Source organism: Nocardioides sp. NPDC051685 (assembly GCF_044453405.1).
Lineage (GTDB): Bacteria > Actinomycetota > Actinomycetes > Propionibacteriales > Nocardioidaceae > Nocardioides.
On sequence record NZ_JBITCR010000002.1, the window covers coordinates 382,854 to 408,611 of the forward strand.

26 protein-coding genes are annotated in these 25,758 nt (G+C 70.6%); 10 read left to right on the forward strand and 16 right to left on the reverse strand.

Annotated features, from left to right (window positions below):
- On the forward strand, nucleotides 1-825 hold the full coding sequence (locus ACIA03_RS06950; RefSeq protein ID WP_396980596.1) for a sulfite exporter TauE/SafE family protein: 825 nt from the start codon (nucleotides 1-3) through the stop codon (nucleotides 823-825).
- A gap of 194 nt (nucleotides 826-1,019) precedes the next feature.
- The gene (locus tag ACIA03_RS06955; RefSeq protein WP_396980598.1) at nucleotides 1,020-1,859 is read left to right on the forward strand and encodes an SDR family oxidoreductase; all 840 of its coding nucleotides are present in this window, start codon (nucleotides 1,020-1,022) and stop codon (nucleotides 1,857-1,859) included.
- Nucleotides 1,860-1,917: 58 nt separating this feature from the next.
- Here the strand turns inward: ACIA03_RS06955 and ACIA03_RS06960 are convergent, their stop codons facing one another.
- From ACIA03_RS06960 to ACIA03_RS06970, 3 genes are all read right to left on the reverse strand, one after another.
- Entirely contained in the window at nucleotides 1,918-2,919 is a 1,002-nt protein-coding gene (locus ACIA03_RS06960) for an NAD-dependent epimerase/dehydratase family protein (protein WP_396981783.1), read from the reverse strand.
- Nucleotides 2,920-3,065: 146 nt separating this feature from the next.
- Nucleotides 3,066-3,902, reverse strand: a complete 837-nt coding sequence (locus ACIA03_RS06965) for an SDR family oxidoreductase (RefSeq protein WP_396980600.1) — start codon at nucleotides 3,900-3,902, stop codon at nucleotides 3,066-3,068.
- The gene (locus ACIA03_RS06970; RefSeq protein ID WP_396980602.1) at nucleotides 3,899-4,366 is read right to left on the reverse strand and encodes a peroxiredoxin; all 468 of its coding nucleotides are present in this window, start codon (nucleotides 4,364-4,366) and stop codon (nucleotides 3,899-3,901) included. The genes ACIA03_RS06965 and ACIA03_RS06970 overlap by 4 nt, the downstream gene beginning before the upstream one ends.
- Before the next feature lie 151 nt (nucleotides 4,367-4,517).
- Here ACIA03_RS06970 and ACIA03_RS06975 point away from each other — a divergent pair, with 151 nt between their 5' ends.
- From ACIA03_RS06975 to ACIA03_RS06985, 3 genes are all read left to right on the forward strand, one after another.
- On the forward strand, nucleotides 4,518-5,129 hold the full coding sequence (locus ACIA03_RS06975; RefSeq protein ID WP_396980604.1) for a VOC family protein: 612 nt from the start codon (nucleotides 4,518-4,520) through the stop codon (nucleotides 5,127-5,129).
- A gap of 109 nt (nucleotides 5,130-5,238) precedes the next feature.
- Complete coding sequence (locus ACIA03_RS06980; protein WP_396980606.1) at nucleotides 5,239-6,582, forward strand: MFS transporter; 1,344 nt, start codon at nucleotides 5,239-5,241, stop codon at nucleotides 6,580-6,582.
- Complete coding sequence (locus ACIA03_RS06985; RefSeq protein WP_396980608.1) at nucleotides 6,579-8,027, forward strand: pyridoxal phosphate-dependent decarboxylase family protein; 1,449 nt, start codon at nucleotides 6,579-6,581, stop codon at nucleotides 8,025-8,027. The genes ACIA03_RS06980 and ACIA03_RS06985 overlap by 4 nt, the downstream gene beginning before the upstream one ends.
- Here ACIA03_RS06985 and ACIA03_RS06990 read toward each other — a convergent pair.
- Genes ACIA03_RS06990 through ACIA03_RS07005 form a run of 4 tightly spaced genes read right to left on the reverse strand, consistent with a single transcriptional unit; the run spans nucleotide 8,014 to nucleotide 9,628 of the window.
- Nucleotides 8,014-8,304 (reverse strand): DUF3618 domain-containing protein, encoded by a 291-nt coding sequence (locus ACIA03_RS06990; protein ID WP_396980610.1) that lies wholly within the window; start codon nucleotides 8,302-8,304, stop codon nucleotides 8,014-8,016. The two genes, ACIA03_RS06985 and ACIA03_RS06990, sit on opposite strands and share 14 nt — an antisense overlap.
- Nucleotides 8,301-8,729 (reverse strand): phage holin family protein, encoded by a 429-nt coding sequence (locus ACIA03_RS06995; protein ID WP_396980612.1) that lies wholly within the window; start codon nucleotides 8,727-8,729, stop codon nucleotides 8,301-8,303. The genes ACIA03_RS06990 and ACIA03_RS06995 overlap by 4 nt, the downstream gene beginning before the upstream one ends.
- A complete protein-coding gene (locus ACIA03_RS07000) occupies nucleotides 8,726-9,055 on the reverse strand; it encodes a hypothetical protein (RefSeq protein ID WP_396980614.1) in 330 nt (109 codons plus the stop codon). Before ACIA03_RS07000 ends, ACIA03_RS06995 begins: the two co-directional genes overlap by 4 nt.
- Before the next feature lie 51 nt (nucleotides 9,056-9,106).
- Nucleotides 9,107-9,628 (reverse strand): GNAT family N-acetyltransferase, encoded by a 522-nt coding sequence (locus ACIA03_RS07005; protein WP_396980616.1) that lies wholly within the window; start codon nucleotides 9,626-9,628, stop codon nucleotides 9,107-9,109.
- A gap of 84 nt (nucleotides 9,629-9,712) precedes the next feature.
- Between ACIA03_RS07005 and ACIA03_RS07010 the strand changes: the two genes are divergently transcribed.
- Nucleotides 9,713-10,174 carry a winged helix-turn-helix transcriptional regulator gene (locus ACIA03_RS07010; RefSeq protein WP_396980618.1) on the forward strand — a complete coding sequence of 154 codons (462 nt, stop codon included), beginning with the start codon at nucleotides 9,713-9,715 and terminating at the stop codon, nucleotides 10,172-10,174.
- Here the strand turns inward: ACIA03_RS07010 and ACIA03_RS07015 are convergent.
- The 6 genes from ACIA03_RS07015 to ACIA03_RS07040 form a co-directional block, all read right to left on the reverse strand.
- Nucleotides 10,171-10,845, reverse strand: coding sequence for a TetR/AcrR family transcriptional regulator (locus ACIA03_RS07015; RefSeq protein WP_396980620.1), 675 nt, complete (start codon nucleotides 10,843-10,845; stop codon nucleotides 10,171-10,173). The two genes, ACIA03_RS07010 and ACIA03_RS07015, sit on opposite strands and share 4 nt — an antisense overlap.
- Nucleotides 10,821-11,675, reverse strand: coding sequence for an esterase/lipase family protein (locus ACIA03_RS07020; RefSeq protein WP_396980622.1), 855 nt, complete (start codon nucleotides 11,673-11,675; stop codon nucleotides 10,821-10,823). Before ACIA03_RS07020 ends, ACIA03_RS07015 begins: the two co-directional genes overlap by 25 nt.
- A gap of 76 nt (nucleotides 11,676-11,751) precedes the next feature.
- Nucleotides 11,752-13,227, reverse strand: coding sequence for a sodium:solute symporter (locus ACIA03_RS07025; RefSeq protein ID WP_396980624.1), 1,476 nt, complete (start codon nucleotides 13,225-13,227; stop codon nucleotides 11,752-11,754).
- Between the two features lie 28 nt (nucleotides 13,228-13,255).
- Nucleotides 13,256-14,875, reverse strand: coding sequence for a thiamine pyrophosphate-binding protein (locus tag ACIA03_RS07030; RefSeq protein ID WP_396980626.1), 1,620 nt, complete (start codon nucleotides 14,873-14,875; stop codon nucleotides 13,256-13,258).
- Nucleotides 14,872-15,819 (reverse strand): agmatinase, encoded by a 948-nt coding sequence (speB, locus tag ACIA03_RS07035; RefSeq protein ID WP_396980628.1) that lies wholly within the window; start codon nucleotides 15,817-15,819, stop codon nucleotides 14,872-14,874. The genes ACIA03_RS07030 and speB overlap by 4 nt, the downstream gene beginning before the upstream one ends.
- 47 nt (nucleotides 15,820-15,866) lie before the next feature.
- The gene (locus ACIA03_RS07040; RefSeq protein WP_396980629.1) at nucleotides 15,867-17,450 is read right to left on the reverse strand and encodes a purine-cytosine permease family protein; all 1,584 of its coding nucleotides are present in this window, start codon (nucleotides 17,448-17,450) and stop codon (nucleotides 15,867-15,869) included.
- A 193-nt stretch (nucleotides 17,451-17,643) separates the two neighbouring features.
- Here ACIA03_RS07040 and ACIA03_RS07045 point away from each other — a divergent pair, with 193 nt between their 5' ends.
- Nucleotides 17,644-18,573 (forward strand): Lrp/AsnC family transcriptional regulator, encoded by a 930-nt coding sequence (locus tag ACIA03_RS07045; protein WP_396980631.1) that lies wholly within the window; start codon nucleotides 17,644-17,646, stop codon nucleotides 18,571-18,573.
- 30 nt (nucleotides 18,574-18,603) lie between these two features.
- Here ACIA03_RS07045 and ACIA03_RS07050 read toward each other — a convergent pair whose 3' ends face one another.
- Together ACIA03_RS07050 and ACIA03_RS07055 are read right to left on the reverse strand one after the other, a co-directional pair.
- Complete coding sequence (locus ACIA03_RS07050; protein WP_396980633.1) at nucleotides 18,604-18,963, reverse strand: YciI family protein; 360 nt, start codon at nucleotides 18,961-18,963, stop codon at nucleotides 18,604-18,606.
- A 130-nt stretch (nucleotides 18,964-19,093) separates the two neighbouring features.
- Nucleotides 19,094-19,984, reverse strand: coding sequence for a sulfite exporter TauE/SafE family protein (locus ACIA03_RS07055; protein ID WP_396980635.1), 891 nt, complete (start codon nucleotides 19,982-19,984; stop codon nucleotides 19,094-19,096).
- A 218-nt stretch (nucleotides 19,985-20,202) separates the two neighbouring features.
- Between ACIA03_RS07055 and ACIA03_RS07060 the strand changes: the two genes are divergently transcribed.
- The 3 genes from ACIA03_RS07060 (at nucleotide 20,203) to ACIA03_RS07070 (ending at nucleotide 22,252) form a co-directional block, all read left to right on the forward strand.
- Nucleotides 20,203-20,538: a DUF1048 domain-containing protein gene (locus tag ACIA03_RS07060; RefSeq protein ID WP_396980638.1), complete on the forward strand. Its 336-nt coding sequence runs from the start codon at nucleotides 20,203-20,205 to the stop codon at nucleotides 20,536-20,538.
- Between the two features lie 184 nt (nucleotides 20,539-20,722).
- Nucleotides 20,723-21,610 (forward strand): bile acid:sodium symporter family protein, encoded by an 888-nt coding sequence (locus ACIA03_RS07065; RefSeq protein ID WP_396980641.1) that lies wholly within the window; start codon nucleotides 20,723-20,725, stop codon nucleotides 21,608-21,610.
- 135 nt (nucleotides 21,611-21,745) lie between these two features.
- Nucleotides 21,746-22,252 (forward strand): hypothetical protein, encoded by a 507-nt coding sequence (locus ACIA03_RS07070; protein ID WP_396980643.1) that lies wholly within the window; start codon nucleotides 21,746-21,748, stop codon nucleotides 22,250-22,252.
- Here the strand turns inward: ACIA03_RS07070 and ACIA03_RS07075 are convergent.
- Entirely contained in the window at nucleotides 22,249-25,701 is a 3,453-nt protein-coding gene (locus ACIA03_RS07075) for an indolepyruvate ferredoxin oxidoreductase family protein (protein ID WP_396980645.1), read from the reverse strand. The genes ACIA03_RS07070 and ACIA03_RS07075 overlap by 4 nt on opposite strands.
- Nucleotides 25,702-25,758: the final 57 nt, after the last annotated feature.

Sequence of the window (25,758 nt, forward strand, 5' to 3'; positions counted from 1 at the left end):
ATGACCCTGCTCCTCGCCATCGCCGCCGGCGCGCTCATCGGCCTGTCCCTGGGCGCACTCGGTGGCGGTGGCTCGGTCCTGGCCGTGCCCGTGCTGGTGTACCTGCTCGGCCAGTCCGCACCCCAGGCGACCACAGGATCCCTGGTGGTCGTCGGCGTCACGTCGCTCATCGGGGCGATCACCGCGCACCGCGCGGGCAACGTGCTGCTCGGCCGCGGCCTGGTCTTCGGCCTGGTCGCGATCGGCGGAGCGGTGGTGGGAGCAGAGGCGTCCAGCCGGGTCTCCGAGGACGTTCTCTTGGCCGCCTTCGCCGCTCTGATGCTGCTGGTCGGCGGGATGCTGGTCTGGCGCCAGCTGCGTCACCGTCGGGGAGGCGGTCATCGGCATGCCGCGAAGCCGGCCCTGGACGACCCGATCATCACGTTCAGCCCGAGGTTCGTGTGCCAGTGCCCCCGAGCACTCAAGGTGCTGGTGACCGCGACGATCGTCGGAACACTGACAGGCTTCCTGGGCGTGGGGGGCGGCTTCCTCGTCGTACCGGCCCTCCTCCTCGCCCTCGCACTCCCGATGAGGTACGCCGCCGGCACGTCCCTGGTGGTCATCACCATCACCAGTGCCGCAGCTCTGGTTGTCCGGGCCGGTTCCGGCGTCCAGCCGGACTGGACGCCCGTCGCTCTTCTCACCGCGACGTCGGCGGCAATGGCCATCGCTGGGGCACGTCTCGCCGACCGTGCCGACAGCGACTGGCTTCAGACGATCTTCGCCGTCCTGATCGTCGGAGTCGCCGTCTACACCGCCACCCAGGCGCTGCCCGCACTCCTCTGACCTGCGCAGTCCCGCGCATCCTGCACTCGTCAGCGACGACTTCGGGCAGGTACAGGCGGCGGTGCTCCGCTACCGGTGCGTCACACTCGTCGGGTCACCAACGAGAGGGAGAGCATCATGACCGGCATGAACACGCGACCCGGCGGCGATGGCCTCGCCGCAATCGGATACGGCGAGCTCACGGGCAGCCGCTCGTGACCCGCCCCGCATCCGGCGCCGTCGTCACCGGAGCAGGCCGCGGCCTGGGCCGGCAGATCGCCGCGCTGCTCGTCGAGCGCGGCCACACGGTGCTGGTGACCGACCTCGACGAGGCGGCCGCGCGGGCCGCCGCCGAGGAGCTGGGGCCGAACGCGATCCCCCGGGCCCTTGACGTACGCGACGCCGCCGCGGTCGATGCCGCCCGCGACACGTTGCTCACCCACGCCGACCGGCTCGACGTCTGGGTCAACAACGCCGGTGTGCTCGTCAGCGGACCGGCCTGGACACAGGCACCCGACACGCGCCGGCTGATGCTCGAGGTCAACGCCCTCGGCACGATCAACGGCACGGTCAGCGCCATCGACGCCATGCGTGCCGGGTCCGGTGGCCACATCGTCAACATCGTCTCCCTGGCCGGCATCACGGCCGTCCCCGGCGAGGCCGTCTACGCCGCCTCCAAGCACGCGGCCATCGGCTTCAGTCTCAGCACGCTCGCCGACCTGCGGCTGGCCGGCGTCAAGGACATCGACATCTCGTGCGTCTGCCCTGACGGCATCTGGACCCCGATGCTCTACGACAAGCTCGAGGACCCCGCCGCCGCCCTGTCGTTCTCCGGCAAGCTGCTCCAGCCCGAGGAGGTCGTGGCGGCGGTCGGCCAGGTCCTCGACAGGCCGCGACCGGTCACGACGGTGCCCGGCTGGCGCGGGATCCAGGCGCGTCTCGCCGACGTGATCCCCCAGCTCGGCCTGCGCGCGGCGCCCGTCGTCGTCGCCCAGGGACGACGCGCCCAGAAACGACTCCTTGCCCGGGCGCTGCGCGACCACGAGGTGAGCTGACGACAGGTCCCTGCTCCGCGGGAAACTGCGCATCTGCGAGCGGCCCGGGTCCCGGGTGTCAGGGACGCAGCGGCGGAAGTCTGCTGCCGGCCTTCTCCGGGATCCCGGAGATCACCGCTTCGAGGGCATCCATGCCCGAGTGGCGCGGTCGCCAGCCGAGTTCCGACTCGGCGCGGGCGGTCGACATCAGCGGCAGCTGCATGACCGCGTCCAGCAGGCTGCCGGGGACCTGCGCCAGCCGGGCGTGCCAGGCGGCGTGCAGGCCCTCACGCAGGGGACGCATCGGGATCTCGATCGTCCGTGCGCCCAGCAGCTCGCCGATCTCGTCCCGGCCGATCACGCCGGCGCCGGCCAGGTTGAACGCACCCGTCACCTCAGTGGTCGCCGCGATGGCCAGGGCCCGGCCGACGTCACCGGCGTGCACCGCCTGCATCCGCAGTCCGGCGGGCACCGGCACCACCGCGATCCGCCGCCGGTCCAGGAGTGCCGGCCTGGCCAGCGGGCCACCGAAGATGCGCCGCTGCTCGCTGGCCGCCGAGCGCTGGAACACGAACGCGGGCCGGACCCTGACCAGCCTCACCTCGGGGTGGGCGCAGGCGAAGGCGTCCAGAGCCCGTTCGACGTACGCCTTCTCCCGGCAGTACGCAGCCGCGGATGCACCGTCGGTCTCCCAGGTCTCGTCGACCGAGTCGTCGTGGTGCACCGGCGAGTACGCGGCCACCGAGGAGGCACACACCAGCGCCGGGACGCCGGCCCGGGCCACGGCCTCCAGGACCCGGCGCGTACCGACCGCGTTGGTCGCCCAGGTCTCCTCGGGACGATGTGTCGGCTGGAACTTCCAGGCGAGGTGGACGACCGCGTCGGCGCCTTCCAGGACCGGCTCCAGGTCGGCCGTCGACACGTCGGCCTGACGCCATTCGACGGATGCCAGGTCGATGACCGAGGGGCCGCTCGGAGCTCGGCGGGCGACGCCGACGACCCTCGCGGCGCCGTCCGCGGTCAGCGCCCGGATCGCGGCGCTGCCGAGGTTTCCCGACGCGCCTATGACGACGACCTTCATGTTGTCCACGCCCTCCCTACGGCCTGATCTGCAGTGTGCATCTCACCCGGTACCCACCATGGCCTCGTTCAGCGCTGCCCGTTCACCGGCGCCGATGGCGAAGGTCGTAGGCTGCCGCGGCCCGCGCTTGCCGAGGAGGCCGGGCCTCACGCCGCGAGGTAGTCGCGAAGCCCCAGAGGCTCCCGCCCGGTGAGCGTCGCCACGGCGCTGCTGACTCCGTCGAGCTGCCCTGCGGCGATCGCGGTGTAGGTGGAGACCCAGGCGTCGTACTGCCAGTCCGGCGCCTCCCAGCGGCGCCGCGACGCATAGGCCTCCTCGACCGTCTCGTCGTGATAGCGCACCTCACGCCCACGATGCTCGGCGATGATCTCGGCGACCTCGCTCATCGTGAGCGCCTCGGGCCCGGTGAGGTCGTAGGTGAGACCTCGATGGTGCCGCGGCTCCGTGAGCGTCGCCACGGCGGAGCGCGCCACGTCGGCCCGTGCGACCGGCGCGAAGCGTCCGTCGCCGGCAGGCCCCCGGATGACGCCATCCTCACCGACCAAGGAGGGGAGGAAGTCGAGGTAGAAGTTGTCGCGCAGCAGCGTGTAGCCCATCCCGCTCGCCTTGATCCGCTCCTCGGTCGCGAAGTGGTCGCGCGCGAGGGTGAAGACGGCGTCGTGCGCAGCACCGAAGAAGGACGTGTAGACGATGTGCTCGACCCCGGCCGCCGCGGCGGCGTCGACGAAGGTGAGGTGCTGTTCCAGGCGATCCGCCGACTCGGAGGCGGAGACCATGAGCACGGTCTGCACGCCGTCGAGAGCCGCCAGTGCGGCCTCTCTGTCGCCGTACGTGACCGCGAACGCATCGGCTCCGGGGACCTCAGGAGCCCTGGCGGTGTCACGTACGAGAAGACGGAGTGCCGCGCCGGAGCCGCCCAGCGCACGGGCGACGGCACCGCCGACGAAGCCGGTGGCTCCGGTGACGGCGATGGTGGTTGTCATTCCACGTCGTCCCGGAGTGCGGCGAGGGCCTCGTCGGCGTGGATCTCGGCCTTGAGCATGCCCTCGACGACGGCCTTGATGCGGCCGTCGGCGCCGATGGCAAAGGTCGTACGCTGCAGCGGGCCGAGCTTGCCGAGGAGGCTGGGCTTGACGCCGTAGAGGTCGGCGACGGATCCGGAGGGGTCGGAGAGGACCGGGTAGTCGAGGTCGTGGTTGGCGGCGAAGCCCGCCTGCTTCTCCACGCTGTCCTTGCTGATCCCGAGCCGCTGGGCGCCGATGGCCTCGAACTCCCTGGCGAGGTCGCGGAAGTGGCAGGCCTCCTTGGTGCACACCGGCGTCTCGGCGGCCGGGTAGAAGAAGAGCACCACCGGGCCCTTCTCGAGCAGCGGGGCGAGGGAGACGGACGTACCGTCCTGAGCGGGGAGCGTGAAGTCGGGCGCGACGGCACCGGTCTCGAGCGGCATGGCGAAAACCTACCCGGCACGTCCACGGTCCGGGCCGAGCCCGGGTGACGAAGGACCTGGTGATGGGCACGCATCTGCCGATGACAGGTCTCCCGATGCCACTCATACTGGACCTCGTGGAGACACATGCGCTGCCGCGTGGTGGCCGGAGATGATCGACCATCTGATCTACGCCCACCCTGATCTGGATCTTGGTGTGGCCGAGGTCGGTAGCCGCTTCGGGATCGTGGCGGCGGGCGGTGGCAGGCATCTCGGTCGAGGCACGCACAACAGACTTCTTGCCTTGGGACCCAGAACCTATCTCGAGATCATCGCTCCGGATCCCGGTCAGCCTGAGCCGCCCGGGCCGCGGCCGTATGGTGTCGAGGGCATCAGCAGAGGGACTTTGGTGGGATGGGCCCTGGCCGTCGAGGACATCGACTCGGCGCGCGCTGACGCCCTTGCTCGTGGTTTCGATCCCGGTCAGGTGGTGGACGGCCACCGGGAAGACTCATCGGGAAGACTCTTGCGGTGGCGAGCGACCGCCAACGCCCAGGTCGCGGGCGTCATCCCGTTCCTGATCAGTTGGGGGAGCACTCCGCATCCTGCGGCGGACGCGCCCCAGGGTCTGCGTCTCAAGGCACTCCGCGTGGAGTGCCCTGAGCCGACCAAGGTCAGCGGCGCACTGGCGGCCATGGGAGCCGAGGTGCAAGTCCTTCATGCACCGTCCCCAGCCCTCGTTGCTCTCATCGACGGCCCAACGGGTGAGAGGGAACTGCGCTGACGTCACGGTCCATCCGTCAGGTCGGCCGCCTGGCATGGTGCGGTTGAGCCATTCAGGTGAATTCCGGTGTTCGTGGGCGCCGAGAGCCTGGCCACGGCACGATGTCGGCATGCCAGCCAGCCCGACCCTTCCGCTCGGGGTGCGCATCGGCTACGGCTCCGGGTCCGTGGCCACCGGGACGTTCGGCACGATCCCGGGCCTGATGCTGCTCCCCTACCTGACCGACAGCCTCGGGATCGCCGCGCTGGCGGCCGGGTTCATCGTGTTCACGCCGAAGGCGTGGGACGTCGTGCTGAACCCGATCGCCGGGCGGATCAGCGACCGGACCGTGGATCCGCGGGGCCCGCGGCGGCCCTGGCTGCGCCGGGCGGGGATCGCGCTGGCGGCGACGTTCGCGCTGCTGTTCGCGGCGCCGTCGATGGCGACCGGGCTCGAGGCCCTCTGGGTGCTGACGATGTTCCTGGCCTGCGCGACGGCGTACGCGTTCTTCCAGGTGCCTTATGTCGCCATGCCTGCCGAGCTGACCGAGTCCTACGACGAGCGCACCCGGCTGATGACCTGGCGGGTCGCGATCCTGGCGCTGACCATCCTGCTCGCCGGCGCCACCGCGCCGATGATCCGCGACGCGGTCGGCGGCCGCGACGGCTACCGCCTCATGGGCGTGGTGATGGCGGTGCTGATCCTGGCCGGGGTGCTCAGTGCGTACGCCGGCACCCGCCGAGCGCCGGCCCACACCGTCCAGCCGGGTGCGGGCACCCTGCGCGACCAGCTCCGGATCGTGGCGGCGGCGCCGGACTTCCGCCGGCTGCTCGTCACGTTCGTGATCCAGGCCGTCGCCTTCGGCGCGATGCTCGCCGGGGTCGACTACCTGGCCGGTGACGTGCTCGGCCGCGCGGGCGCGGCGACGGTGCTGTTCGTCTGCTTCGTCGGTCCCGCGCTGCTGCTCACCCCCGGCTGGGCGGCGCTCGGCGCGAGGATCGGCAAGAAGAACGGGTACGTCGCCGCCTCCCTCGTCCTCGCCGCCGGCGCGCTGCTCGCCGCGACCGCCCAGATCGCCCCGGCAGGCCTGGTCTATGCCGCGGTGGTGCTGGTCGGGGTCGGGTACGCCGGGTGCCAGGTGTTCCCGATGGCGATGCTTCCCGACGCGGCCGCCGTCGACGCCCGGCGCAGCGGCTCGAGCCGGATCGGGGTCTACACCGGCGTGTGGACCGCGGGCGAGACCCTCGGGCTGGCGCTGGGTCCCGGTCTCTTCGCCGTGGTGCTCGCGCTCGGTGGCTACCGATCCTCGATCGTCGCCGACATCATCCAGCCCGGCTCGGCCCTGACCGCGATCACGCTCGGCTTCTCGGTGCTGCCGGCGTGCCTGGTCCTCCTCAGCCTGCTGTGGCTGCGGCGCTACTCGCTCACCGCCGACGACGTGAACGGCGACATGGATGGGACCGTGACCGTATGACCGACGCCCTGACCCGACTCCGCGAGATGCAGTCCGCCGACCTGCCGGTCCACGGTGGCCGCACACTGGCCTACGTCTACGACTCCGGCCTGCCCGACATCGACCGGATCGGCCGGGAGGCGGTGACGGCCTACGCCGGCTCGAACGGCCTGGACCCGACGGCCTTCCCGAGCCTGCTGCGGATGGAGAACGAGGTGGTCGGCACGGCCGCCGACCTGCTCGACGCACCGGACACCGTCGTCGGCACGGTCACCTCCGGCGGCACCGAGTCCGTGCTGCTCGCGGTGCAGACCGCCCGCGACGCCCACCCCGGGATCGAGCGGCCGCAGATGGTGCTGCCGACGACCGCGCACGCCGCGTTCCACAAGGCGGCGCACTACTTCGGGGTCGAGCCGGTGCTGGTGCCGGTCGGCCCCGACTCCCGGGCGGACCCGGCGGCGATGGCCGCCGCGATGGACGACCGCACCGTGCTGGTGGTCGCCTCGGCGCCGTCCTACGCGCACGGGGTCGTCGACCCGGTCACCGCGATCGCGGCGGCCGCGGCCGAGCGCGGGATCCGCTGCCACGTCGACGCGTGCATCGGTGGCTGGGTGCTGCCGTATGCGGCGCGACTGGGGCGGGACGTACCGGCCTGGACGTTCGCGGTCGACGGCGTCACCTCGATCTCCGTCGACCTGCACAAGTACGCCTACGCCCCCAAGGGCACCTCGGTGCTCCTCCACCGCACCCCGGAGCTGCGGCGACCCCAGTTCTTCGCCTCGGCGGCCTGGCCGGGCTACACGATGCTCAACTCCACGATGCAGTCGACGAAGTCGGGCGGGCCGTTGGCCGGCGCCTGGGCGGTGATGCGGTCGCTGGGCGACGAGGGCTACGAGCGCCTCGCCCGCGACGTGTTCAAGGCGGTGGACCGGATCCGCGCAGGCATCGGCGAGATGAAGGAGCTCGCCGTGGCGAGCACCCCCGACTCCACGCTGATCGCGCTGACCACCGACGGCAGCTGCGACCCGTTCACGGTCTGCGACGAGATGGCCGCCCGTGGCTGGTACGTCCAGCCGCAGATGTCCTACGCCGGCTCCCCCGCCACGATCCACCTGTCGGTGAGCGCCGCGACGCTTCCCCACGTCGCGGAGCTGCTGGAGGCCCTGGCCGACGCGGTCTCCGCGGCAGTCGCCTCGGGTCCGGTCACCGTCGATCCCGGCGTGGCCGCGTTCATCGCCGAGCTCGACCCGCTCGCCCTCTCGGACGAGGACTTCGACGGCCTGCTGCTCGCCGCCGGGCTCATCGGCACCGACAGCGAGCAGGGTGAGCAGAGTGAGCAGGCTGAGCTCGCGCTCCCGCAGCGGATGGCCGAGGTCAACGCGATGCTCGACCTGGCCTCCGCCGCGATGCGCGAAGCGCTGCTCGTCGCCTTCCTGGACCGGTTGACCCGGCCTACGCGGCGTTGAGCCGGCGCTTCCTCCGGGCCATCATCACGATCACGAGGAGCACGACCGCGGCGACGATGCCGCCCCGGACCTGGACGTCCCGGGACCGGGCCGCCAGCTGCGTACGCTCCTTCATCTCGTGGGCCTTCTCCTTCCCACGCGTCTTCACGTCCAGGCGCGCGGCGAGCTCGTCGAGGGTGTCTGCCAGCTCGTGGCGGGTGGCGTCCAGATCCGCCTCGACGGAGGCGATCCTGGTGTCGTCGCCGGCCTCGACGGGCCGGGTCACGTGATTCGTCATGGCGTCGTCCTCCTCACGATGCGGTCCTCGGCGCGGCGGTGGTGCTTGACGGCCTCCAGGTCGCGCCGGAGGTTCTCGGTGGCGCGTTCGGGCTTCATCGGGACTCCCTCGGAGACCTGCTTCTTCCCGAACAGGGCGATGCCGCCGGCGATGACCAGGAGCACGACTCCGACCAGCAGCGCGGCCAGCCAGGCGTCCATGACGAGTGCCAGGGCGAGGATCGCCGTGGCGATCAGGACCCCGAGGCCGTACAGCGCCACCAGACCGGCGGCGCCGAACGCCCCAGCCCCCTTGCCGGTGTGCTTGGCCTTCTCGGTCAGCTCCAGGCGAGCCAGCTCGAGCTCGCCGCGCACGAGGCTGGACATCTCCGTGGAGAGCCGTGAGACCAGCTCACCCATCGATGCGTCGGTCTGATGAAGCGTCACGACTCCCACCCCCGCGGCACGTCGGTCACCGGGTCCGCGGCGGGGCCGGGGCTCGGGGCGGACGGCACCGTCCGAGGAGTCGAGGTCGAGGTGGATGCCGGGGGCGGCGTGGTGTCGCCGGGCATCTTGTCGTGGATGGTCTGCCGGGCGCTCTGCGCCGTCTCCTTGGCCATGTCTCCCGCGCGGTGTGCCTTCTCCTGCACCCGCGGGTCGTGCCACAGCTTCTGCGCCTGGGCGACGATCGCGTCGTACCGCTCGCGGCCGGCGCGAGCGCCGAGCAGGTAGCCGATACCGAAGGCAGTCATCAACGCTGGTTTCTTGAACATGTGGTCCTCCTCCATCGCTGTACACCTGGCCGGTACCCAGGTCGCGCGAAGTTAGACAGACGTCAGGGACGCGGGCCGAAAGCTCGCGCCTTCCCCCGCATCGCCGTAGCTCCCGCGCACGTGGACGAGATCCCCGTCAGGTCGCAGCGCCGCCGAGCCGACGAGGGACCGCACGAGACCCAGCATCCGGAGGTTGTCGGACTGCACGTCGCCGGTGAGGACATCGATGCCGCGGCGGCTCGCCAGGCACGCCAGCTCGCGCAGCATCCGCACCCCGAGCCCGTGGCCCTGCCAGGCGTCCTCCACGAGCACCGCCACCTCCGCGGCGGCGGGCTCGTCGGCGCAACGGTGGTATCGGGCCACCGCGATGACCTCTCCGCCCGCGACCGCGACCAGGGCGTCGTGGTCGCGGTGGTCGACATCGACCAGGTAGCGCCGGAGCTTGAGCGAGAGCCGCCGGATCGGGGCATGGAAGCGGCGGTAGATCGTCTCCTCGGACAGACGGAACCACATCCGCTCGAAGGCGACCAGGTCGTCGGACCGCACCGGGCGCGTCGCGACCTCAGGAGTCACGACAAGGCATTCTGAGTTCATATTTCGAACCCTTCTCCGACATGCTGAGTTCGTCAAACGAATTCAGCGTCGTACGCTGGTCCCGTGATCACCGACGAGATCGACCGCACCCGCTGCTCGGTCGCCGGCACCCTTGCGGTGGTCGGCGAGAAGTGGAGCCTGCTCGTGCTCCGCGAGGCCTTCCTCGGCGTACGCCGCTTCGCCGATCTCCAGCAGAACCTCGACGTCTCCCGTGCGGTGCTCACCGACCGGCTGAACACCTTGGTCGACCAGGGCGTCCTCAGCCGCGTGCCCTACCACGCCGAGGGCCAGCGACAGCGGCACGAGTACCGGTTGACCCAGAAGGGCCTCGACCTCTACCCGACGCTGGTCGCCATGATGGAGTGGGGAGACCGCTACGTCGCCGACGCCCGGGGATCCGCCCTCACCCTCGAGCACCGCGACTGCGGCGGTGAGGTGCACCTGTCTCTGACCTGCGAGGACGGGCACCGGCTCGGCGGCCCGCGGGAGGTGCGCCCCGTCGCTCTTCCTGCCGCTTCCCGCTAGGGCATCTCGCCCCGCCGCACGGGGTCGGCGGTCAGCAGGACGAGCGCGAGGTCGGCCAGCTGGGCCTCGAGCTCCTCACGGCTGCAGCGAGGCTGGTGCAGCGCCCAGTCGTAGACGATGGCCGTCACCGCGCCCACGAGCGCGAGGGCGGCGAAGCGCCAGTCCCGGTCGACGATCTCGCCGCGGCGCACCGAGGCGGTGCACTCGCTGCGTACGACCTCGACGAGGGTCTCGCGATAGTCGAGCCGGAGCTTCTCGATCCGCGGGCTCGCACCCATGATCTCGACGAAGGCGATCCGGGCGACACGGGTGTCCTCGAGCATCGGATCGAGGTAGGCCAGCACCGCTGCCTGCACCCGCCCGGAGATCGACTCACCGTCGGTCGCTCTCAGCGACTCGGCCACCCGCTCGTAGGACTCGGCGGTGATCCGGTCGTAGAGGTCGACGAAGAGATCCTCCTTGCCGGGATAGATCTCGTAGAAGTGCCGCGTCGACACCTTCGACGCGCCACAGACACCCGGGATCGTGGTGGTCGCATAGCCCTTCGTGCCGATGATCTCCTTGGCGGCCTCCAGCAGCCGCTGACGCCGTTGGGCGTCACGCTCCTCTCTGGTCAGCCCGCCGTAGGAGCGTCCCTCCTGCGCCATCAGCCGGGCGACCCGACCGAGCACGCGAACGGGGCGGCACCGGCCGGGTCGAGCGCGTTCTTCACCAGGTGCCACACGTTGGTGTCGTACGCCTCGCCGATGTGACCGACCGGGTCGTAGGGACACACGTCCTGCACATAGGTGTTGGTCACACCCGGCTCCCGCACGAACGCGGTCTCGGTGGGCGTGACGAGCTCGTCGTACCTCGACTGGATGATCGTGTACGTCACGCCGCGCTGCGCGATCGGGCCGTTGGCCAGTGTGCGTACGGCGCTGCCGTCGGTGACCAGCTGGGTGCAGGCCACGCAGCCGAAGGCGGTCAGGACCTGCCCGGCGAGATCGTCCGCGCCCAGCGTCATGCCGAGCTCGTAGAGGCCGGCGAAGCTGGTGCCATGGGTCGGCGGCGCGATCGCGACGACGTTGTCGATCCGGTCGGCGATGCCCTGCGTCTTGGTGACGTAGAGCGTCTGGAAGCCTCCCTCGGAGTGGCCGACCAGGTCGACCTTCGCGGCACCGGTCTGCGTCAGCACATCCTGGATGAACGCCTTGATCTGCGTCGCCGACCTCGCGATGTCGCCCACCCCACCGACGAACGGCCCGTAGGCCCCGGCGCCGTAGGTCAGGCTGTAGGTGCAGTAGCCCTGCTTCGCCACGTCGTCCTGGAGGAAGTTGAGGTCCTCGCCCTTGTTGGCTCCCAGGCCGTGCAGGAAGACGACCGCGTTGGGGTGGTCGGCCGATGGCCGACACGCGGCGTCGTTGACGCCTCCCGCCGCCTGCGCCGGCGCGGCGGCCAGCAACGTTGGGACCGTCGACAGCATGACGGCGGCACAGATGACGGCGGAGCGCAGAACCATGGCAGACCACTCTTCCCCAGGCGATACGGCTACAGCTGACCTTAGGACGAGCCCGCAGATTTGACAATATCGATTTTCAGATTGTGCCGACGGCGGTAGGAGCCGCGGCGCTCTCCTCGCTCGCGAGCCGGTCGGTCCACTCCCGCATCACCGCGGGGTCGGTCGGGCGGCTGAGCAGGCTGACCACGACGTACGCCACGGCGCTGATCGCGAGGCCCGCGTAGACCGGCTCGTTGGCGAGGACGTCGCCGACGATCGCCATCGTCGCAAGCGTGGCCACGGTGCCGGCGACCATCGCCGTCACCGCCCCGGCGCCGGTCCCGCGGCGCCACACGAAGCCGCCTAGGATCGGCACCAGCAGACCGCCGACGAGGATGTCGTAGGCGATGGTCAGGGCGGAGACGACGTCGCTGAGCAGCGAGGAGATGACGACGACGGCGATGCCGATCACGACGACGTAGATGCGGTTGGCGCGTACGTCGTGCTCGGGGTTCTCGGCCTCGTCCTGAACGGGCGCCGGAGTGCGGCCGACCAGGCGGGCGAGCAAGGGCTGCACGTCGGTGCGGGCGACCGTCGCGGTCGCGATCAGGGCACCCGAGGCGGTCGACATCATCGCGGCGACCGCGGCGGCGAGCACCAGTCCGCTGATCCCGACGGGGAGGATCGACTCGGCGATGGTGGCGTAGACGTCGTTGCGGTCGCCGACGGTGACGAAGGTGGAGGCCGCGGCCCCGATCAGCGCGCCGGCGACGCCGTAGAGCAGGCAGTAGACACCGGAGGCGGTGCCGCCCCAGCGGGCGACCTGCGGGGAGCGGGCGGTGAAGACCCGCTGCCAGATGTCCTGCCCGATCAGCATGCCGAAGGTGTAGACGACGACGTAGGTGATCACCGTGCCGGTGCCGATCGCACCGAGGTCGAAGACGGAGTCGGCCGCCCGGTCCTTGATCCCCTGCAGACCACCGGCGTGGCTCCAGGTGAAGGGCAGCAGGAGGACGAAGATGCCGATGGTCTGCAGGATGAACTGCACCATGTCGGTCAGCGTGATCGACCACATCCCACCGATGGTGGAGTAGACCACCACGATGACTCCGCCGATCAGGACGGAGACGACGCGGTCGGTGCCGAAGAGGACGTTGAACACCGTCGCGTACGCCATCGTGGAGGTGACCGCCAGCATCAGCGTGTAAGCCACCATGACCAGGCCCGAGGCCGCAGTCGCGCCGACGCCGTAGCGCAGCTCCAGCATCTGGGCCACGGTGTAGATCCGCAGCCGCTGGATCCTGCCGGCGAAGAAGAGACTCAGCGCGAGCACCCCGAAGGCGATCGCGGCCACGAGCCACGCCCCGGAAAGGCCGTACTCGTAGCCGAGCGCGACGCCACCGACGGTCGAGGCACCGCCGAGGACGAGTGCGGACATGGTGCCGGTGTAGAGCATCGGACCGAGGCGGCGGCCGGCGACGAGGAAGTCGGCGCTGTCGCTGGTGCGGGACTTGCCCCACCACCCGAAGGCGACCATGGCGGCGAGATAGATGACGATGATGGTGAGATCCATGTGGGGGCTCCCAATCAAATAGGCAGAGTCAGGTGGAGGCGAACATGCGGAGGGTTGTCGGAAGGACCACCACGGCGGGGCCGCTGGTGGTGAACGTGCCGGCGACGATCTCGCCCACGGTCTCCGGCGTCGCGGCGTGCACAGCGATGCCGAACGCCTCGGCGAGGCGCACGAAGTCGGGCCGGGCGAGCTCGGTGGCTGTGGCGGCGCCGAACGCGCCGGTCATGTACTCGCGCAGGATCCCGTAGCCGCCGTCGTCGATCACCAGCCAGGTGAGGTCGACGTCGTGCTGGCGGGCGGTGGCGAGCTCGGCGATGGAGTACATCGCGCCGCCGTCGCCGGTGACCGCGAACGTACGCCGGCGGGTCCCGACCGAGGCGCCGATCGCCGCGGGGAACCCGAGCCCGAGGCCGCCGGAGGCCTGCGCCGTGTGGAAGCCGCCGCCGCGGGGATCCCAGGCCGACCAGGCCCAATACGCCGCGATGGTCATGTCCCAGAAGGTGTCGGCGTCGTCGGGCACCGCCGCGCGCAGGTCGGCGAGGAGCCGCTGCTCCGCGGCGAGGTCCTGGGCGTCGAGCCGCTCCTGGACCCGGGTACGCAGCTCCTCGGCGACCCGGGCACCGGACCGCCTCGCCCCCGGCCCGGGCTCGGGGACAGCCACAGTCAGGTCGGCGAGGGCCGCGCCGGCGTCGGCGTGCACGCCGAGCACGTCGTGGTTGGAGCCGAGCACCCTCGCCTCGGCGTCCACCTGGATCACCCGGCCACGCGGGGCGAAAGTGCCGTAGTTGCTGGTCACCTCGCCGAACGAGGTGCCGATCGCGAGCACGACGTCGGCGTCCTCGAGCAGGTCGGTGGTGTGCCGGTCCTCGATCCAGGCGCCGGCGCTCAACCCGTGCGCGAGCGGGATCGAGCCGTTGCCGCCGGAGGTCGAGACCACCGGTGCGTCGAGGAGCTCGGCGAGGGCGACCAGCGCCTGCGGGGCGCCGGCGGAGCGGCGTACGCCTCCCCCGGCGAGGATCACCGGACGCTCGGCCGCGGCGAGCAGACGGGCCGCCTCGGCGGTGACCTCCGGCCGGGGGCGGCGCGGCGGGCGCACCTGGGCGTCCAGCCCGGTCACCGGCGGCACGGTGACCTCCTCGAGGAGCACGTCCTGCGGGATCTCGACCCAGACCGGCCCGGCCGGTGCCTCCTGGGCGGTGGCCCAGGCGTCGGCGAGGACCCCCGGGATGGCGGCCGCGTCGCGGACGACGGCGGTGGACCTGGTGACGTTGCGAGCACTGGCCTGCTGATCGTCGAGCTGGTGCAGGTAGCCCTTGCGCGCGCCGCCGAGCCCGTCACGCGGGATCTGGCTGGTGATCATCAGGATCGGCACGCAGGCGGCGTACGCCTCCTGGAGCGCCCCCAGCGCGGTGAGTGCTCCCGGCCCGGTGGAGCAGAAGACGACCCCGACCTCACCGGTCGCGCGGGCGTACCCGTCGGCGGCGAAGACCGAGTTGTTCTCGACCCGGGAGGAGACGAAGCTCAGCTCGCTGCGGCGGATGGCGTCGAAGAGACCGAGCGCGTGCTGCCCCGGGATGCCGAACACGTGCGTCGCGCCGAGCGCGGTCAGGCTCTCGACGGCGACGTCGCCGCCGTTGCGTCCCGTCATGCCTGACCCGCGTGACGCATCGCGAGCAGCGAGACCAGGTCGTAGGCGACGTGCGAGGCGGCGACCCCGGTCAGCTCGGCGTGGTCGTACGCCGGGGCGACCTCGACCACGTCGGCGCCGATCAGGTTCAGGCCGGCGAAGCCGCGCAGGATCTCCAGCAGCTCCCGCGAGGTGAGCCCGCCGGCCTCGGGGGTGCCGGTGCCGGGCGCGTGGGCGGGGTCGAGGACGTCGATGTCGACCGAGACGTAGACCGGGCGGTCGCCGACCCGCTCCCGGATCTTCTCGACCACCTCGTCCACGCCCTGGCGGAAGACGTCGGCGGAGGTGACGATCCCGAAGCCGAAGCGCCGGTCGTCCTCGAGGTCCTTCTTGCCGTAGAGCGGGCCGCGGGTGCCGACATGGCACAGCGCCTCGGTGTCGAGGATGCCCTCCTCGACCGCCCGCCGGAACGGGGTGCCGTGGGTGTACTCGGCACCGAAGTAGGTGTCCCAGGTGTCCAGGTGGGCGTCGAAGTGCACCAGTGCGACCGGACCGTGCCGCTCGGCGGCCGCACGCAGCAGCGGCAGCGCGATGGTGTGGTCGCCGCCGATCGTCACCAGCCGGGTGCCGCCGGAGGTCAGCTCGAGCGCCGAGGCCTGCACGGTGTCGAGGGCCTCCTCGATGTGGAACGGGTTGGCCGCGATGTCGCCCGCGTCGACCACCTGGGCCGAGGCGAACGGCGAGACGTCCAGCGCCGGGTTGTAGGGCCGCAGCAGCCGCGAGGACTCCCGCACGTGCGCCGGGCCGAAGCGGGCGCCGGGCCGGTAGGAGACGCCGGTGTCGAACGGCACTCCGACGACCGCGATGTCGGCGTGCTCCACCTGGTCGAGGCGGGGCAGGCGCGCGAAGGTCGCGATGCCGGCGTAGCGGGGGTTCTTGGAGGCGTCGATGGGCCCGATGGGCATGGTTCTCCTTGGGTGGTGCGGGATGGTGCGGTGTGACGAGGTGGGCGTCAGCCCGTGACGGTGGCGGCAGGAGCGGCTCCGTCGTCGACCGAGGTCACCGGGGTGTTCGCGGCCGGCGCCGTCGGCACCAGCCGAGATCCCTCGGGACCGTAGGCGTCGCGCGGCTCCGGGAAGGCGAAGAGGAGGCCGAGGTAGAGCACCGCGCCGAGCCCCATCCCGAGCGGGATCGAGATGTCGACCCCGCCGGGGATCAGTGAGGCGAGCGGCCCGACGAACTGACCGGGCAGGTTCACGAAGGTGAGCGCGACGGCGGCCGCGATCAGCCAGGCGGCCAGGCCGCGCCAGTTCCAGCCGTGGGCGAACCAGTAGCGGCCACCGCGCTGGCGACGGTTGAAGACCTGCAGGGAGTCGGAGTCGTACCAGCCGCGCCGGACGTACCAGCCGATCATCATCACCATCATCCACGGGACGGTGCAGCTGATGATCAGGACGGCGAAGGCGGAGATGCTCGAGACCACGTCGAAGACGAACCTGCCGATGAAGATGACGCCGATCGCGAAGACACCGATCAGCACCGTGGACTGCACCCGGTTGAAGCGCGGGAAGACGCTGGAGAAGTCGAGCCCGGTGCCGTAGAGCGCGGTGGTGCCGGTCGACATGCCACCGATCAGGGCGATGAGCGCGACCGGCGCGAAGTACCAGCCCGGCGCGATCGCGAGCAGCCCGGAGGCGTACGCGCCGGTCGCGAAGATCTCCGGCTCCCGGGTCGCGATGATCGTCATGGTGACCAGGCCGAAGCAGAACGGTACGAGGGTGGCGATCTGCGCCAGGAAGGCGGCGGCCATCGAGGAGCGTCCGGAGGTCTCGCGGGGGATGTAGCGGGCCCAGTCGCCCAGGAAGGCGCCGAAGCTGACCGGGTTGGACATCACGATCAGCGCGGAGCCGACGAAGGCCGCCCAGAAGCCGGGCTGGCCGAACGCCTCCGACCCGGAGCCGAACGCACCGGCGTAGCCGGGGTCGAAGTCGCCGGCGAAGGCGACGATGCCGAGCAGGAAGAGCAGGGTCGCGGCGATCACGGCGATCTTGTTGACCAGCAGCATGAACCGGAAGCCGTAGATGCACACGACCAGGACGAGCACGGCGAAGAGTCCGTAGGCCAGCGCCAGGGTCAGGTCGCTCTCCGGCAGCCCGACCGCGCGGTTGGCTCCGCCGACGAGTACGTCACCGGAGCTCCACACCGAGATCGAGAAGAACGCGAGCGCGGTGAGCAGGGAGAGGAAGGAGCCGACGATCCGGCCGTGCACGCCGAGGTGGGCCGAGGAGCTGACCGAGTTGCTGGTGCCGTTGCGCGGGCCGAACAGGGCCATCGGGGCGAGGACGACAGCCCCGAGCAGCAGCCCGAGCAGCGTGGCCAGCAGGGCGTGCCCGAAGGAGAGCCCGAAGAGGATCGGGAAGCTGCCGAGCACCACGGTGGCGATCGTGTTGGCGCCACCGAAGGTGAGCCGGAACAGGTCGAGCGGGCGGGCGCTGCGCTCGGGGTCCGGGATCGGCTCGACGCCGTGCTGCTCGACCTCGGTGACCTTCGGCGGGGTCAGCGTGGCTGAGGGAATGGTGATCGGTTCCGTGGACACCGGGCCTCCTGGGTCTGTGGGTCGGCCGAGATCTGCGTCACCTTAAGAGCATCCCGAGGACACCCGCAATCGTTTCGCTCTTAACCTGGCCGTAATAGCTGTCGATATGTCGGCGATCGCCGGAGGATCCGTCATAATCGCAGCAGATCCCTGGCCCCGAGGATCGATCCGACCCTGGAGACGCTCTCAAAAAATGTCGAACGAAATCACGCCCGGCGTCCTCGACAGCACCGACGAGGCGATCCTCGTCCTGCTCGAGGAGGACGGTCGCCTCACCCACCGCGAGATCGCCGCCCACGTCGGCCTCTCCCGATCAGCGGCGGCCACGCGGGTCCAGCGGCTGCTGGCCGAGGGGCACATCGACGTACGCGGCGTCGTCCATCCGGCCGTCCTCGGCCACGACGTGCTCGCCCACGTCTCGGTGACCGTGAACGGCTCCGCGACCCACGTCGCCCACGCGGCCGCGGCGCGCGAGGACACCACGCTGGTCTCGATGACCAGCGGCCATCACGCGCTGGTCCTGGAGCTCCGGGCGAAGGACATCGTCCGGATCGACGACGCTCTCGCCGAGGTGCGCGCGATCGAGGGCATCGTCACCACCGAGACGCTGCTCTATACCGAGGTGATCCGCGACGTGGCGGCCCCGGTGGGCCCCGCGCCCGCCGCCGGGTCTCTCGACGAGACCGACTACGCGCTGCTCCGCGCGCTGCAGACGAACGGGCGTGCCTCCTACGTCGACCTGGCCGCGAGCGTCGGCCTCTCCCCCGCCGGTACGCGCCGGCGCGTGGTCCGGCTGCTCGACGGCAACGTCGTCCGGGTGGGCGCGGTCGTGCGCCACTCGGGCCGGGAGCGGCGTACGGCGACGGGGATCGGGCTCCGCCTCGACGGCGCCGCCCACCGCCCGATCGCCGAGGAGCTCGCCCGGCTCCCCTCGGTCACCTTCGTGGCCCGGACTCTCGGGCGCTACGACGCCCTGCTCACCGTCAACACCGCCACCTCCGGCGATCTCGTCGGGGTCCTCGACCACATCCGCGAGCTCGACGGCGTCCGCGAGGCCGAGACCTGGAGCCACCTCCGGTTCATCAAGGAGACGTACGCCTCCCTCCACCTCGGCGGCGCCTGAGCCACCGCCGAGGCATCGGACCCGCAGGCGTCAGTCGGCCTCGGAGACCTGGCGCAGGGTGGCGACGATCTTGCACTCCGGCCAGTACGTCGCGTGCAGCTGCGCGAACTCCCGCTGCCCGGCGATCGCCTCCTCGAGGGTGTCGTAGCGCGTCAGCGCCCAGCCGCCGACGACCTCCTTGGCCTCGGCGTACGGGCCGTCGACCCGGGTGACCTCGCCCTTCTCGACCACGAAGTTCACCGCGTCCTCGCTGCCGAAGAGACCTCCACCGTCGAGGAAGTGGCCAGCCGCCGCCTGCTCGCCGATGTAGTCGCCCATCGCCTTGTACAGGGCCTCCGGCGCCGAGCCGATTCCCTCTTCCATCCTCACGAATCCCATGAAACGGGGCATGATGCGCTCCTCAGTTCGGGGCCAACCGCTTCTCGGTGGCCGACACATGTGCGTCGAACCTCATCGTTCTCCTTCGACATCGACATCGGAAAGAACTTCCCACCGGCCGCCGGGCCCGACACGCATAGGCTCAGACGTTGGCGGTCTCGGACTCGGGTGCCGGCTCTGGCGTCGGGGCGCCGCCGAACTCGCCGCCCGCCTTCCGCACCGCGATCGCGACGATCACGGCCGCGACGGCGAAGAGCACGCCGTAGGCGGCGGCCGACTCGGCGTCGAAGTTGCGCAGCAGCGTACGTCCGTTGGTGACCAGGATGATGCTGCCGACCAGCCCGCCGAGGATGGGCAGCGAGAGGTGCTTGACGAGGTAGGCGGCGAACGGGGCGGCGATCACGCCACCGACAAGGAGCCCGCCGATGATCCGCCAGTCGAGCGCCTCTCCTGCCAGGCCGACCAGGAAGCCGACGCTCGCCGAGACGGTCGTGACGAACTCGGCGGTGGAGACCGAGCCGATCACCTTGCGCGGATGCAGGGTGCCGCTGGAGATCAGGGTGGGCGTGGTCACCGGGCCCCAGCCGCCGCCACCGGTGGCGTCGATGAAGCCGCCGAAGAGACCCAGCGGGGCGAGCAGTCCGAGACCCGGGCGCCGGCCCGGGATGAAGACCGGCGGCTTGCCGAAGACGAAGCGGGCGACGATGTAGACGCCCAGGACGAGTAGGAGGCCGGCCACCCAGGGCGTCGCGCTCTCGGTCGAGAGGTCGGAGAGCACGGTCGCGCCGGTGAAGGCGCCGATGCCGCCCGGGATCGCTATCTTCGCCACGACCTTCCAGTCGACGTTGCCGAGCCGCCAGTGGGAGACACCCGAGGCCAACGTGGTGCCCACCTCGGCCAGGTGCACCGACGCCGGCGCGACTCCGGTGGCGACCAGCAGGGTGCTCGAGGTGACGCCGTACGCCATGCCGAGGGAACCGTCGACAGCCTGGGCCGCGAGACCGACCAGAGCGAAGATGAGAAGCCGCTCCACGCGGACCTCCTAGGGATGGGATCAAACTACAATAGTCACGTAATTTACTAGACTCTAGACTTCTCTGCCAAAGTCCGGCGGACCGTCTCACGACCCGGGCGCGAGTCACGAAAACTTCCCTTCGATCGGTGCTTGACCTTGACGCAGCGTCAGGGCTGCACGCTTCTTCCACAGCCCCAAACAGGGGTCTGGAAACCACCGATCACAAGGAGCACGACATGAACAACCTCCTCAGCCGCCTCGTAGGTGACAAGAAGGACTGGAAGCGCATGGAAGCCCGCGCCGCCGAACTCCCCGCCGGCTACCGCACCGTCTACGCCGAGATGAAGAACTACATGTGGCGCTTCACCGCTGGTGACGGCATGGACATCGTCGCCATCCTCCGCGAGATCCTCGACCAGTTCGAGACCGAGGCTGCCGCTGGCCGTTCGGTGCTCGAGGTCACCGGCACCGACCTGGCCGCGTTCTGCGACGCCCGGCTGCCCGAGCAGCACGACGCCTACCGCGCCAAGCTGCGCACCAACCTCAACGAGGTCGCGGCCAAGCTCGACTGAGCGCCGCAATGCTCACCACCACGTCCCCTGCCACGAGCCGATGAAGCTGCTCGCGGCAGGGGACACGTCATCGGTGGGTCAAATGTCCGGATAAGACTGTGGTCCGGCTCGTCCGCATGATCCACTGTGACGCACGTCTCATGTCGCCGGCCGTGGCGACGGCTTCGCACGCTGGAGGAACACAGTGAACGACTCGGCCCTGCTCTCGGTCGGCCTCCCCATCGCGTTGGCGATCATCATGTTCGGCCTGGGCCTGAGCCTGACCCCCGGAGACTTCCGCCGGGTCGTACGCACGCCGCGAGCCGTCTTCGTCGCGCTCACGCTCCAGATCGTGGTGCTGCCATTGATCGCGTTCGCCCTCGTTGTGGTCGCGGACGTGGACCCGCTGATCGCGGTCGGGGTCATGCTGCTGGCTGCCTCCCCCGGCGGGACGACGGCCAACCTGTTCAGCCATCTCTTCCGCGGCGACGTCGCGCTCAACGTCACCCTCACGGCGGTCAACTCGGTGCTCGCGGCCGTCTCCATCCCGTTGATCACGAACGCGGCGATCGGCTACTTCGGCGCCGGGGACACCCTCGGTCTGCAGTTCGGCAAGGTCGTCCAGGTCATCGCGATCGTGCTGGTTCCCGTCGGGATCGGGATGCTGGTGCGACACCGGTCCGACACGTTCGCGGCCCGAGCCGACCGTCCGGTCCGGATCTTCTCGATCGTGGTCCTGGTCCTGGTTGCTGCCGGCGCGATCCTCGGCGAGCGAGAGAACATCGCCGACTATCTCCGCGAGGTCGGCATCGTCGTGACGCTGTTCTGCGGCGCGAGCCTCTGCCTGGGCTACCTCGGCGCTCGGGTGTTCCGGCTCGGCCGGGAGCAGGCGATCGCCACCTCGATGGAGGTCGGGATCCACAACACGACCGTGGCCCTCACCATCGCGCTCAGCGTGCTCGACAACACGACCGTGGCCATCCCGGCCGCGGTCTACAGCATCGTGATGTACATCCTCGCGACCACCTTCGGCATCCTCATCACCCGGTCGCGCGTCGAGCGGCCCACCGCTCCGCGTGACGTCACCACCTGAGCTTCTACTCCGCCGAGAGCAGCGCCGAGAGCAGCGGGGCGCCGTCCTCCACCGCGACCCGCTCGACCTCGCCTGACGACCGCTTCACCAGTCCGCTAGGTTGCGTCCCAGTCACCCGTCGATGAGGAGTCTCAGATGCCCACACCCGCCCTGCGTTCGGCTCAGATGCTGGCGCTCGCCTTCATGAGCATGATCGTGGTGCTGGGGGTGGTCGTCTACCTCAGCGTCGCTGATGCCGACCTGACACTGCCCTCGACGTACGTCATCGGCGGTCAGGTCGCGGCTGGAGTCGTGATCGCCCTGATCGTCTCGACGATCGGGTTCCGGGTCGCTCCGATCACCCCGGGCACGGCTCCGGAGGAGGCGAAGGGCGAGGCGCTGCAGAAGCACCAGATGTCGATGATCCTCCGGCTCGTGCTCAGCGAGCTGGTCGCGCTCGTCTCGCTCGCGCTCGCGTTCATCCTCACCGAGGGCCAGGTGATGACGTACGTCATCGGCGGGGCCGTCTCGGTGGTCCTGATGGCCCTCTTCGCCTACCCGTCGGCCGGCAACATCCGCCGGGTAGAGGCCAGCCTCGACAGCGCCGGGGCGCAGTCGAGGCTGGCAGAGGCGTTCGCCGCCTCATCCAGGACCAGCCTCTAGACCGTCAGGTCGATCCCCTCGGCGGCGAGCGCCTCACGGTAGACCTCGACGTTGCGCATCTTCACGTTCTCGTAGCCCCGCACCATGTCCGGGAGCTCGGCGAGGCGGACGGCCCGGGCGTACGTCTCCTCGGTGAGCTCCGCGGCGAGCGAGTCGACGAGCGCCGAGTAGTGCGCGAGGAGGGCGCGCTCGGTGCGGCGTACGTGGAAGCGACCGAAGGGGTCGAACGCCGTGCCGCGCAGGAACTTCATGGTCGCCAGCAGGCGCAGAATGAAGTGGGACCGCGGACCGAAGGACATCTTGCCGCCCTTCAGGAACGCGCCGAAGATCGGCGGGGAGAGCTTGAAGCTGATCTTGCCCTGGACCTCGGCGCGGACGCCGTCGAGGGCCGCCGGTGCGGTGAGCAGCCGGGCGACCTCGTACTCGTCCTTGTAGGCGGTGAGCTTGAACAGGTAGCGAGCGACCGCCTCGGAGAAACGGGTGTCCGCGGTGACCGCACGCTCGGCGTTCCAGATCCGGTCGACCGTCTCCACGTACGACCGGGCGGTCTGCTGGTTCTGGAAGGCGACCAGCTGCGGGGCGCGGAACTCCACGAGGCGCCGCACCTCGCCGTCGAAGCCGGCCTCGTCCAGGGCCGGGACGGAGATCTTCTCGACCGGCGCGGTGGCGGTGCCGGTGACCTTGGCGAACTCCTCCGGCGCGGCCACCGAGGCGCGGCCCCAGCGGAACGCGGCGACGTTGGCGCTGACCGCGACGCCGTTGATGCCGATGGCCTCCTCGATCGCCGCGGCGGGGATCGGGAGCGCACCGGCCTGGTAGGCGGCGCCGACCAGCAGGAAGTTGGCCGCGGCGGTGTTTCCGAAGAGGGTGTCCGCGGCCGCGAGCGCGTCGAAGGCGCGCAGCGAGGACGTCGCGCCGTCCACCCGGGTGAGCAGCTCGTCGTCGGCAGGGTAGGCGATGTCCTTGTCGTAGACCATCGGGCCCGTCGGCGTCTTCGAGGTCGACACGACCGCACGGGTGCGGGCCGGGTCACCGTAGGCGAGGTTCTTGCCCTCGGCCAGGGTGAGCAGGTCGAAACCGAGCAGCGCGTCGGCCGACCCCGGGGTGACCCGGTTGGACGGCTCGATCGCCCCCGGGCCGAACCGCAGGTGGGCGGTCACCGGACCGGCCTTCTGGCTCATCCCGACCTGGTCGAGCGACTCCACGCCGAAGCCGGCGCGCAGCGCGGCGGTCGCGAGCACCTGGTTGACGGTGACGATGCCGGTGCCGCCGATGCCGGCCATGAAGACGCCGTAGGTCCGCTCCAGCTCGCCGTAGCCCGGGTCCGCCACGCTCGGCGGCTCGGGCGTCGACCTCTTCGCCTTCTTGGCCGTCGGGTCGGTCTCGACCGCCATGAACGAGGGGCACTCCCCCTCGACGCAGGTGTAGTCGGTGTTGCACGAGGTCTGGTCGATGCGGGTCTTGCGGCCCAGCTCGGTCTCGACCGGCTGGACGGAGAGGCAGTTGGACTTCACACCGCAGTCGCCACAACCCTCGCAGACGGCCTCGTTGATCACGATCCGGGTGTTGCGGGGCTCGAGCTTGCCGCGCTTGCGCTGGCGACGGGCGTCGGCGGCGCAGTGCTGGTCGTAGATCAGCACGGTCACGCCCTCGATCTCGCGCAGCTCGCGCTGGGCGTCATCGAGCCGGTCGCGGTGCCACAGGCGTACGCCGGCGGGGAAGTTGCTGCGGCGGTAGCGCTTCGGCTCGTCGGCGACCACGATGATCGCCTTGACGCCCTCGTTCATCAGCTTGTGGGTCAGCTGGGCCATCGCGACCTCACCCTGCCGCTTCTGGGCACCGGTCATCGCGACCACGTCGTTGTGGAGCAGCTTGTAGGTGATGTTGACGCCCGCCGCGACGCAGGCCTGGATGGCCAGCTGCGCGGAGTGGAAGAAGGTGCCGTCGCCGACGTTCTGGAAGGTGTGACCGGCGTGGCTGTAGGGCGCCTGGCCGATCCACTGCGAGCCCTCGCCACCCATCTGGGTGATGCCGACGACCGCGCTGTCCTCACGCTGCGACGCGGTCACCAGGGTGTGGCAGCCGATGCCACCGCCGCCCAGGCTCCCCTCCGGGAGCGCGGTGGAGCGGTTGTGCGGGCAACCGGAGCAGAAGTACGGCGTGCGAGAGGTCGACAGCAGCGGCAGGTCGATCCGGGCGGGCCCGGCGGCCTTCAGCTCCGCGTGGCCCTTGAGCGCCCGGCGCAGCGGCGCGAGCAGCCGGCCGGCGGTCAGCTCGCCGTCGAGCGGCACCAGCGGGACACCGGCGCGGTCCTTCTTGCCGATGATGACCGGGGCGGTGGGCTCGCCGTAGAGGATCTCGCGGATGCCCTGCTCGATGAAGGAGGTCTTGTCCTCGACGACGACGATCTCGTCGAGCCCCTCGGCGAAGGTCTCGACGATCGTCGGCTCGACCGGCCACATCATGCCCAGCCGCAGCACCCGGATCCCGGCGGCCATCAGCTCGTCGTGGTCGAGGCCGAGGTCCTTCAGGCCCTGGCGCATCGAGTCGTAGCAGGAGCCGGAGGCGACGATGCCGATCTTGGCGTCCGGCGCCTTGACCTCGATCCGGTTGAGGTGGTTCTCGGCGGCGTACGCCTTGACGACGTTCATCCGCGGGCCGTAGAGCTTCGCCTCGGCGCCGACGATCCGGTCGGGGAAGAGCTCGATCTTGGTCGGCTCGTAGGTGTAGGGCATGCCCTCCCACCGGGTCTTCGGCATGACCGGGTCGAGCACGCCGATCTCCGGGTTGACCACCCAGGCGCCGTCGGCGACGTCGGCGACGATCTTGAGGGCCACCACGCAGCCGGAGGCACGGGAGAGGGCGATGCCCTCCATCCCGTACTCGACGATCTCGGAGGCGTTGCGCGGGAAGAGCACCGGGATGCCGAGGCTCGCCAGGGTCCGCTCGCTCACGGCCGGCACGGTCGAGGACTTCGCGGCCGGGTCGTCGCCGACCAGCATCAGCATGCCGCCGCTGGGGTGGGCGCCGTACATGTTGGCGTGGCGCATCGCGTCCAGGGCCCGGTCGACGCCGGGGCCCTTGCCGTACCAGACCCCGGTGACGCCGTCGTAGCGCTCGGTGTCGAGGGTGACGGCCGACTGCGAGCCCCATACGGCGGTCGCGGCGAGCTCCTCGTTGAGGCCCGGCACGACGGTGATGTCGGCGTCGGCCATCTCCTTCGGCAGGCCCAGCAGGAGCTGGTCGAGACCACCGAGCGGGCTGCCCGGGTAGCCGGAGATGAAGGTGCCGGTCCGCAGACCGCGGCGCTGGTCCAGGGCGCGCTGCTCGACGAGCATCCGCGCGATCGCCTGGATCCCGGTCAGCAGCACGGGGCCGGCCCCCACGCGGTAGCGGTCGGCCAGGTCGTAGGCCTCGAACGATGTCCCAGGCTCGAACACTGCGGTCATAGGGGTGACTCCTCAATCTGCCGGGCGGCACTGGTGGTCCGTCTGGAGCGTTTGCCG

Coding starts and splice junctions, on each gene's coding strand:
- ACIA03_RS06960 (WP_396981783.1), bottom strand. CDS start 2,919: ATGAAGGTCGTCGTCATAGGCGCGTCGGGAAACCTCGGCAGCGCCGCG.
- ACIA03_RS07025 (WP_396980624.1), bottom strand. CDS start 13,227: ATGGATCTCACCATCATCGTCATCTATCTCGCCGCCATGGTCGCCTTC.
- ACIA03_RS07075 (WP_396980645.1), bottom strand. CDS start 25,701: ATGACCGCAGTGTTCGAGCCTGGGACATCGTTCGAGGCCTACGACCTG.
- ACIA03_RS06970 (WP_396980602.1), bottom strand. CDS start 4,366: ATGCCGCTCGAGACCGGTGCCGTCGCGCCCGACTTCACGCTCCCCGCT.
- ACIA03_RS06950 (WP_396980596.1), top strand. CDS start 1: ATGACCCTGCTCCTCGCCATCGCCGCCGGCGCGCTCATCGGCCTGTCC.
- ACIA03_RS07020 (WP_396980622.1), bottom strand. CDS start 11,675: ATGGTTCTGCGCTCCGCCGTCATCTGTGCCGCCGTCATGCTGTCGACG.
- ACIA03_RS06990 (WP_396980610.1), bottom strand. CDS start 8,304: ATGACGAATCACGTGACCCGGCCCGTCGAGGCCGGCGACGACACCAGG.
- ACIA03_RS07060 (WP_396980638.1), top strand. CDS start 20,203: ATGAACAACCTCCTCAGCCGCCTCGTAGGTGACAAGAAGGACTGGAAG.
- ACIA03_RS07030 (WP_396980626.1), bottom strand. CDS start 14,875: ATGACGGGACGCAACGGCGGCGACGTCGCCGTCGAGAGCCTGACCGCG.
- speB (WP_396980628.1), bottom strand. CDS start 15,819: ATGCCCATCGGGCCCATCGACGCCTCCAAGAACCCCCGCTACGCCGGC.
- ACIA03_RS06975 (WP_396980604.1), top strand. CDS start 4,518: ATGATCGACCATCTGATCTACGCCCACCCTGATCTGGATCTTGGTGTG.
- ACIA03_RS07045 (WP_396980631.1), top strand. CDS start 17,644: ATGTCGAACGAAATCACGCCCGGCGTCCTCGACAGCACCGACGAGGCG.
- ACIA03_RS07000 (WP_396980614.1), bottom strand. CDS start 9,055: ATGTTCAAGAAACCAGCGTTGATGACTGCCTTCGGTATCGGCTACCTG.
- ACIA03_RS07050 (WP_396980633.1), bottom strand. CDS start 18,963: ATGCCCCGTTTCATGGGATTCGTGAGGATGGAAGAGGGAATCGGCTCG.
- ACIA03_RS06985 (WP_396980608.1), top strand. CDS start 6,579: ATGACCGACGCCCTGACCCGACTCCGCGAGATGCAGTCCGCCGACCTG.
- ACIA03_RS06965 (WP_396980600.1), bottom strand. CDS start 3,902: ATGACAACCACCATCGCCGTCACCGGAGCCACCGGCTTCGTCGGCGGT.
- ACIA03_RS07070 (WP_396980643.1), top strand. CDS start 21,746: ATGCCCACACCCGCCCTGCGTTCGGCTCAGATGCTGGCGCTCGCCTTC.
- ACIA03_RS06980 (WP_396980606.1), top strand. CDS start 5,239: ATGCCAGCCAGCCCGACCCTTCCGCTCGGGGTGCGCATCGGCTACGGC.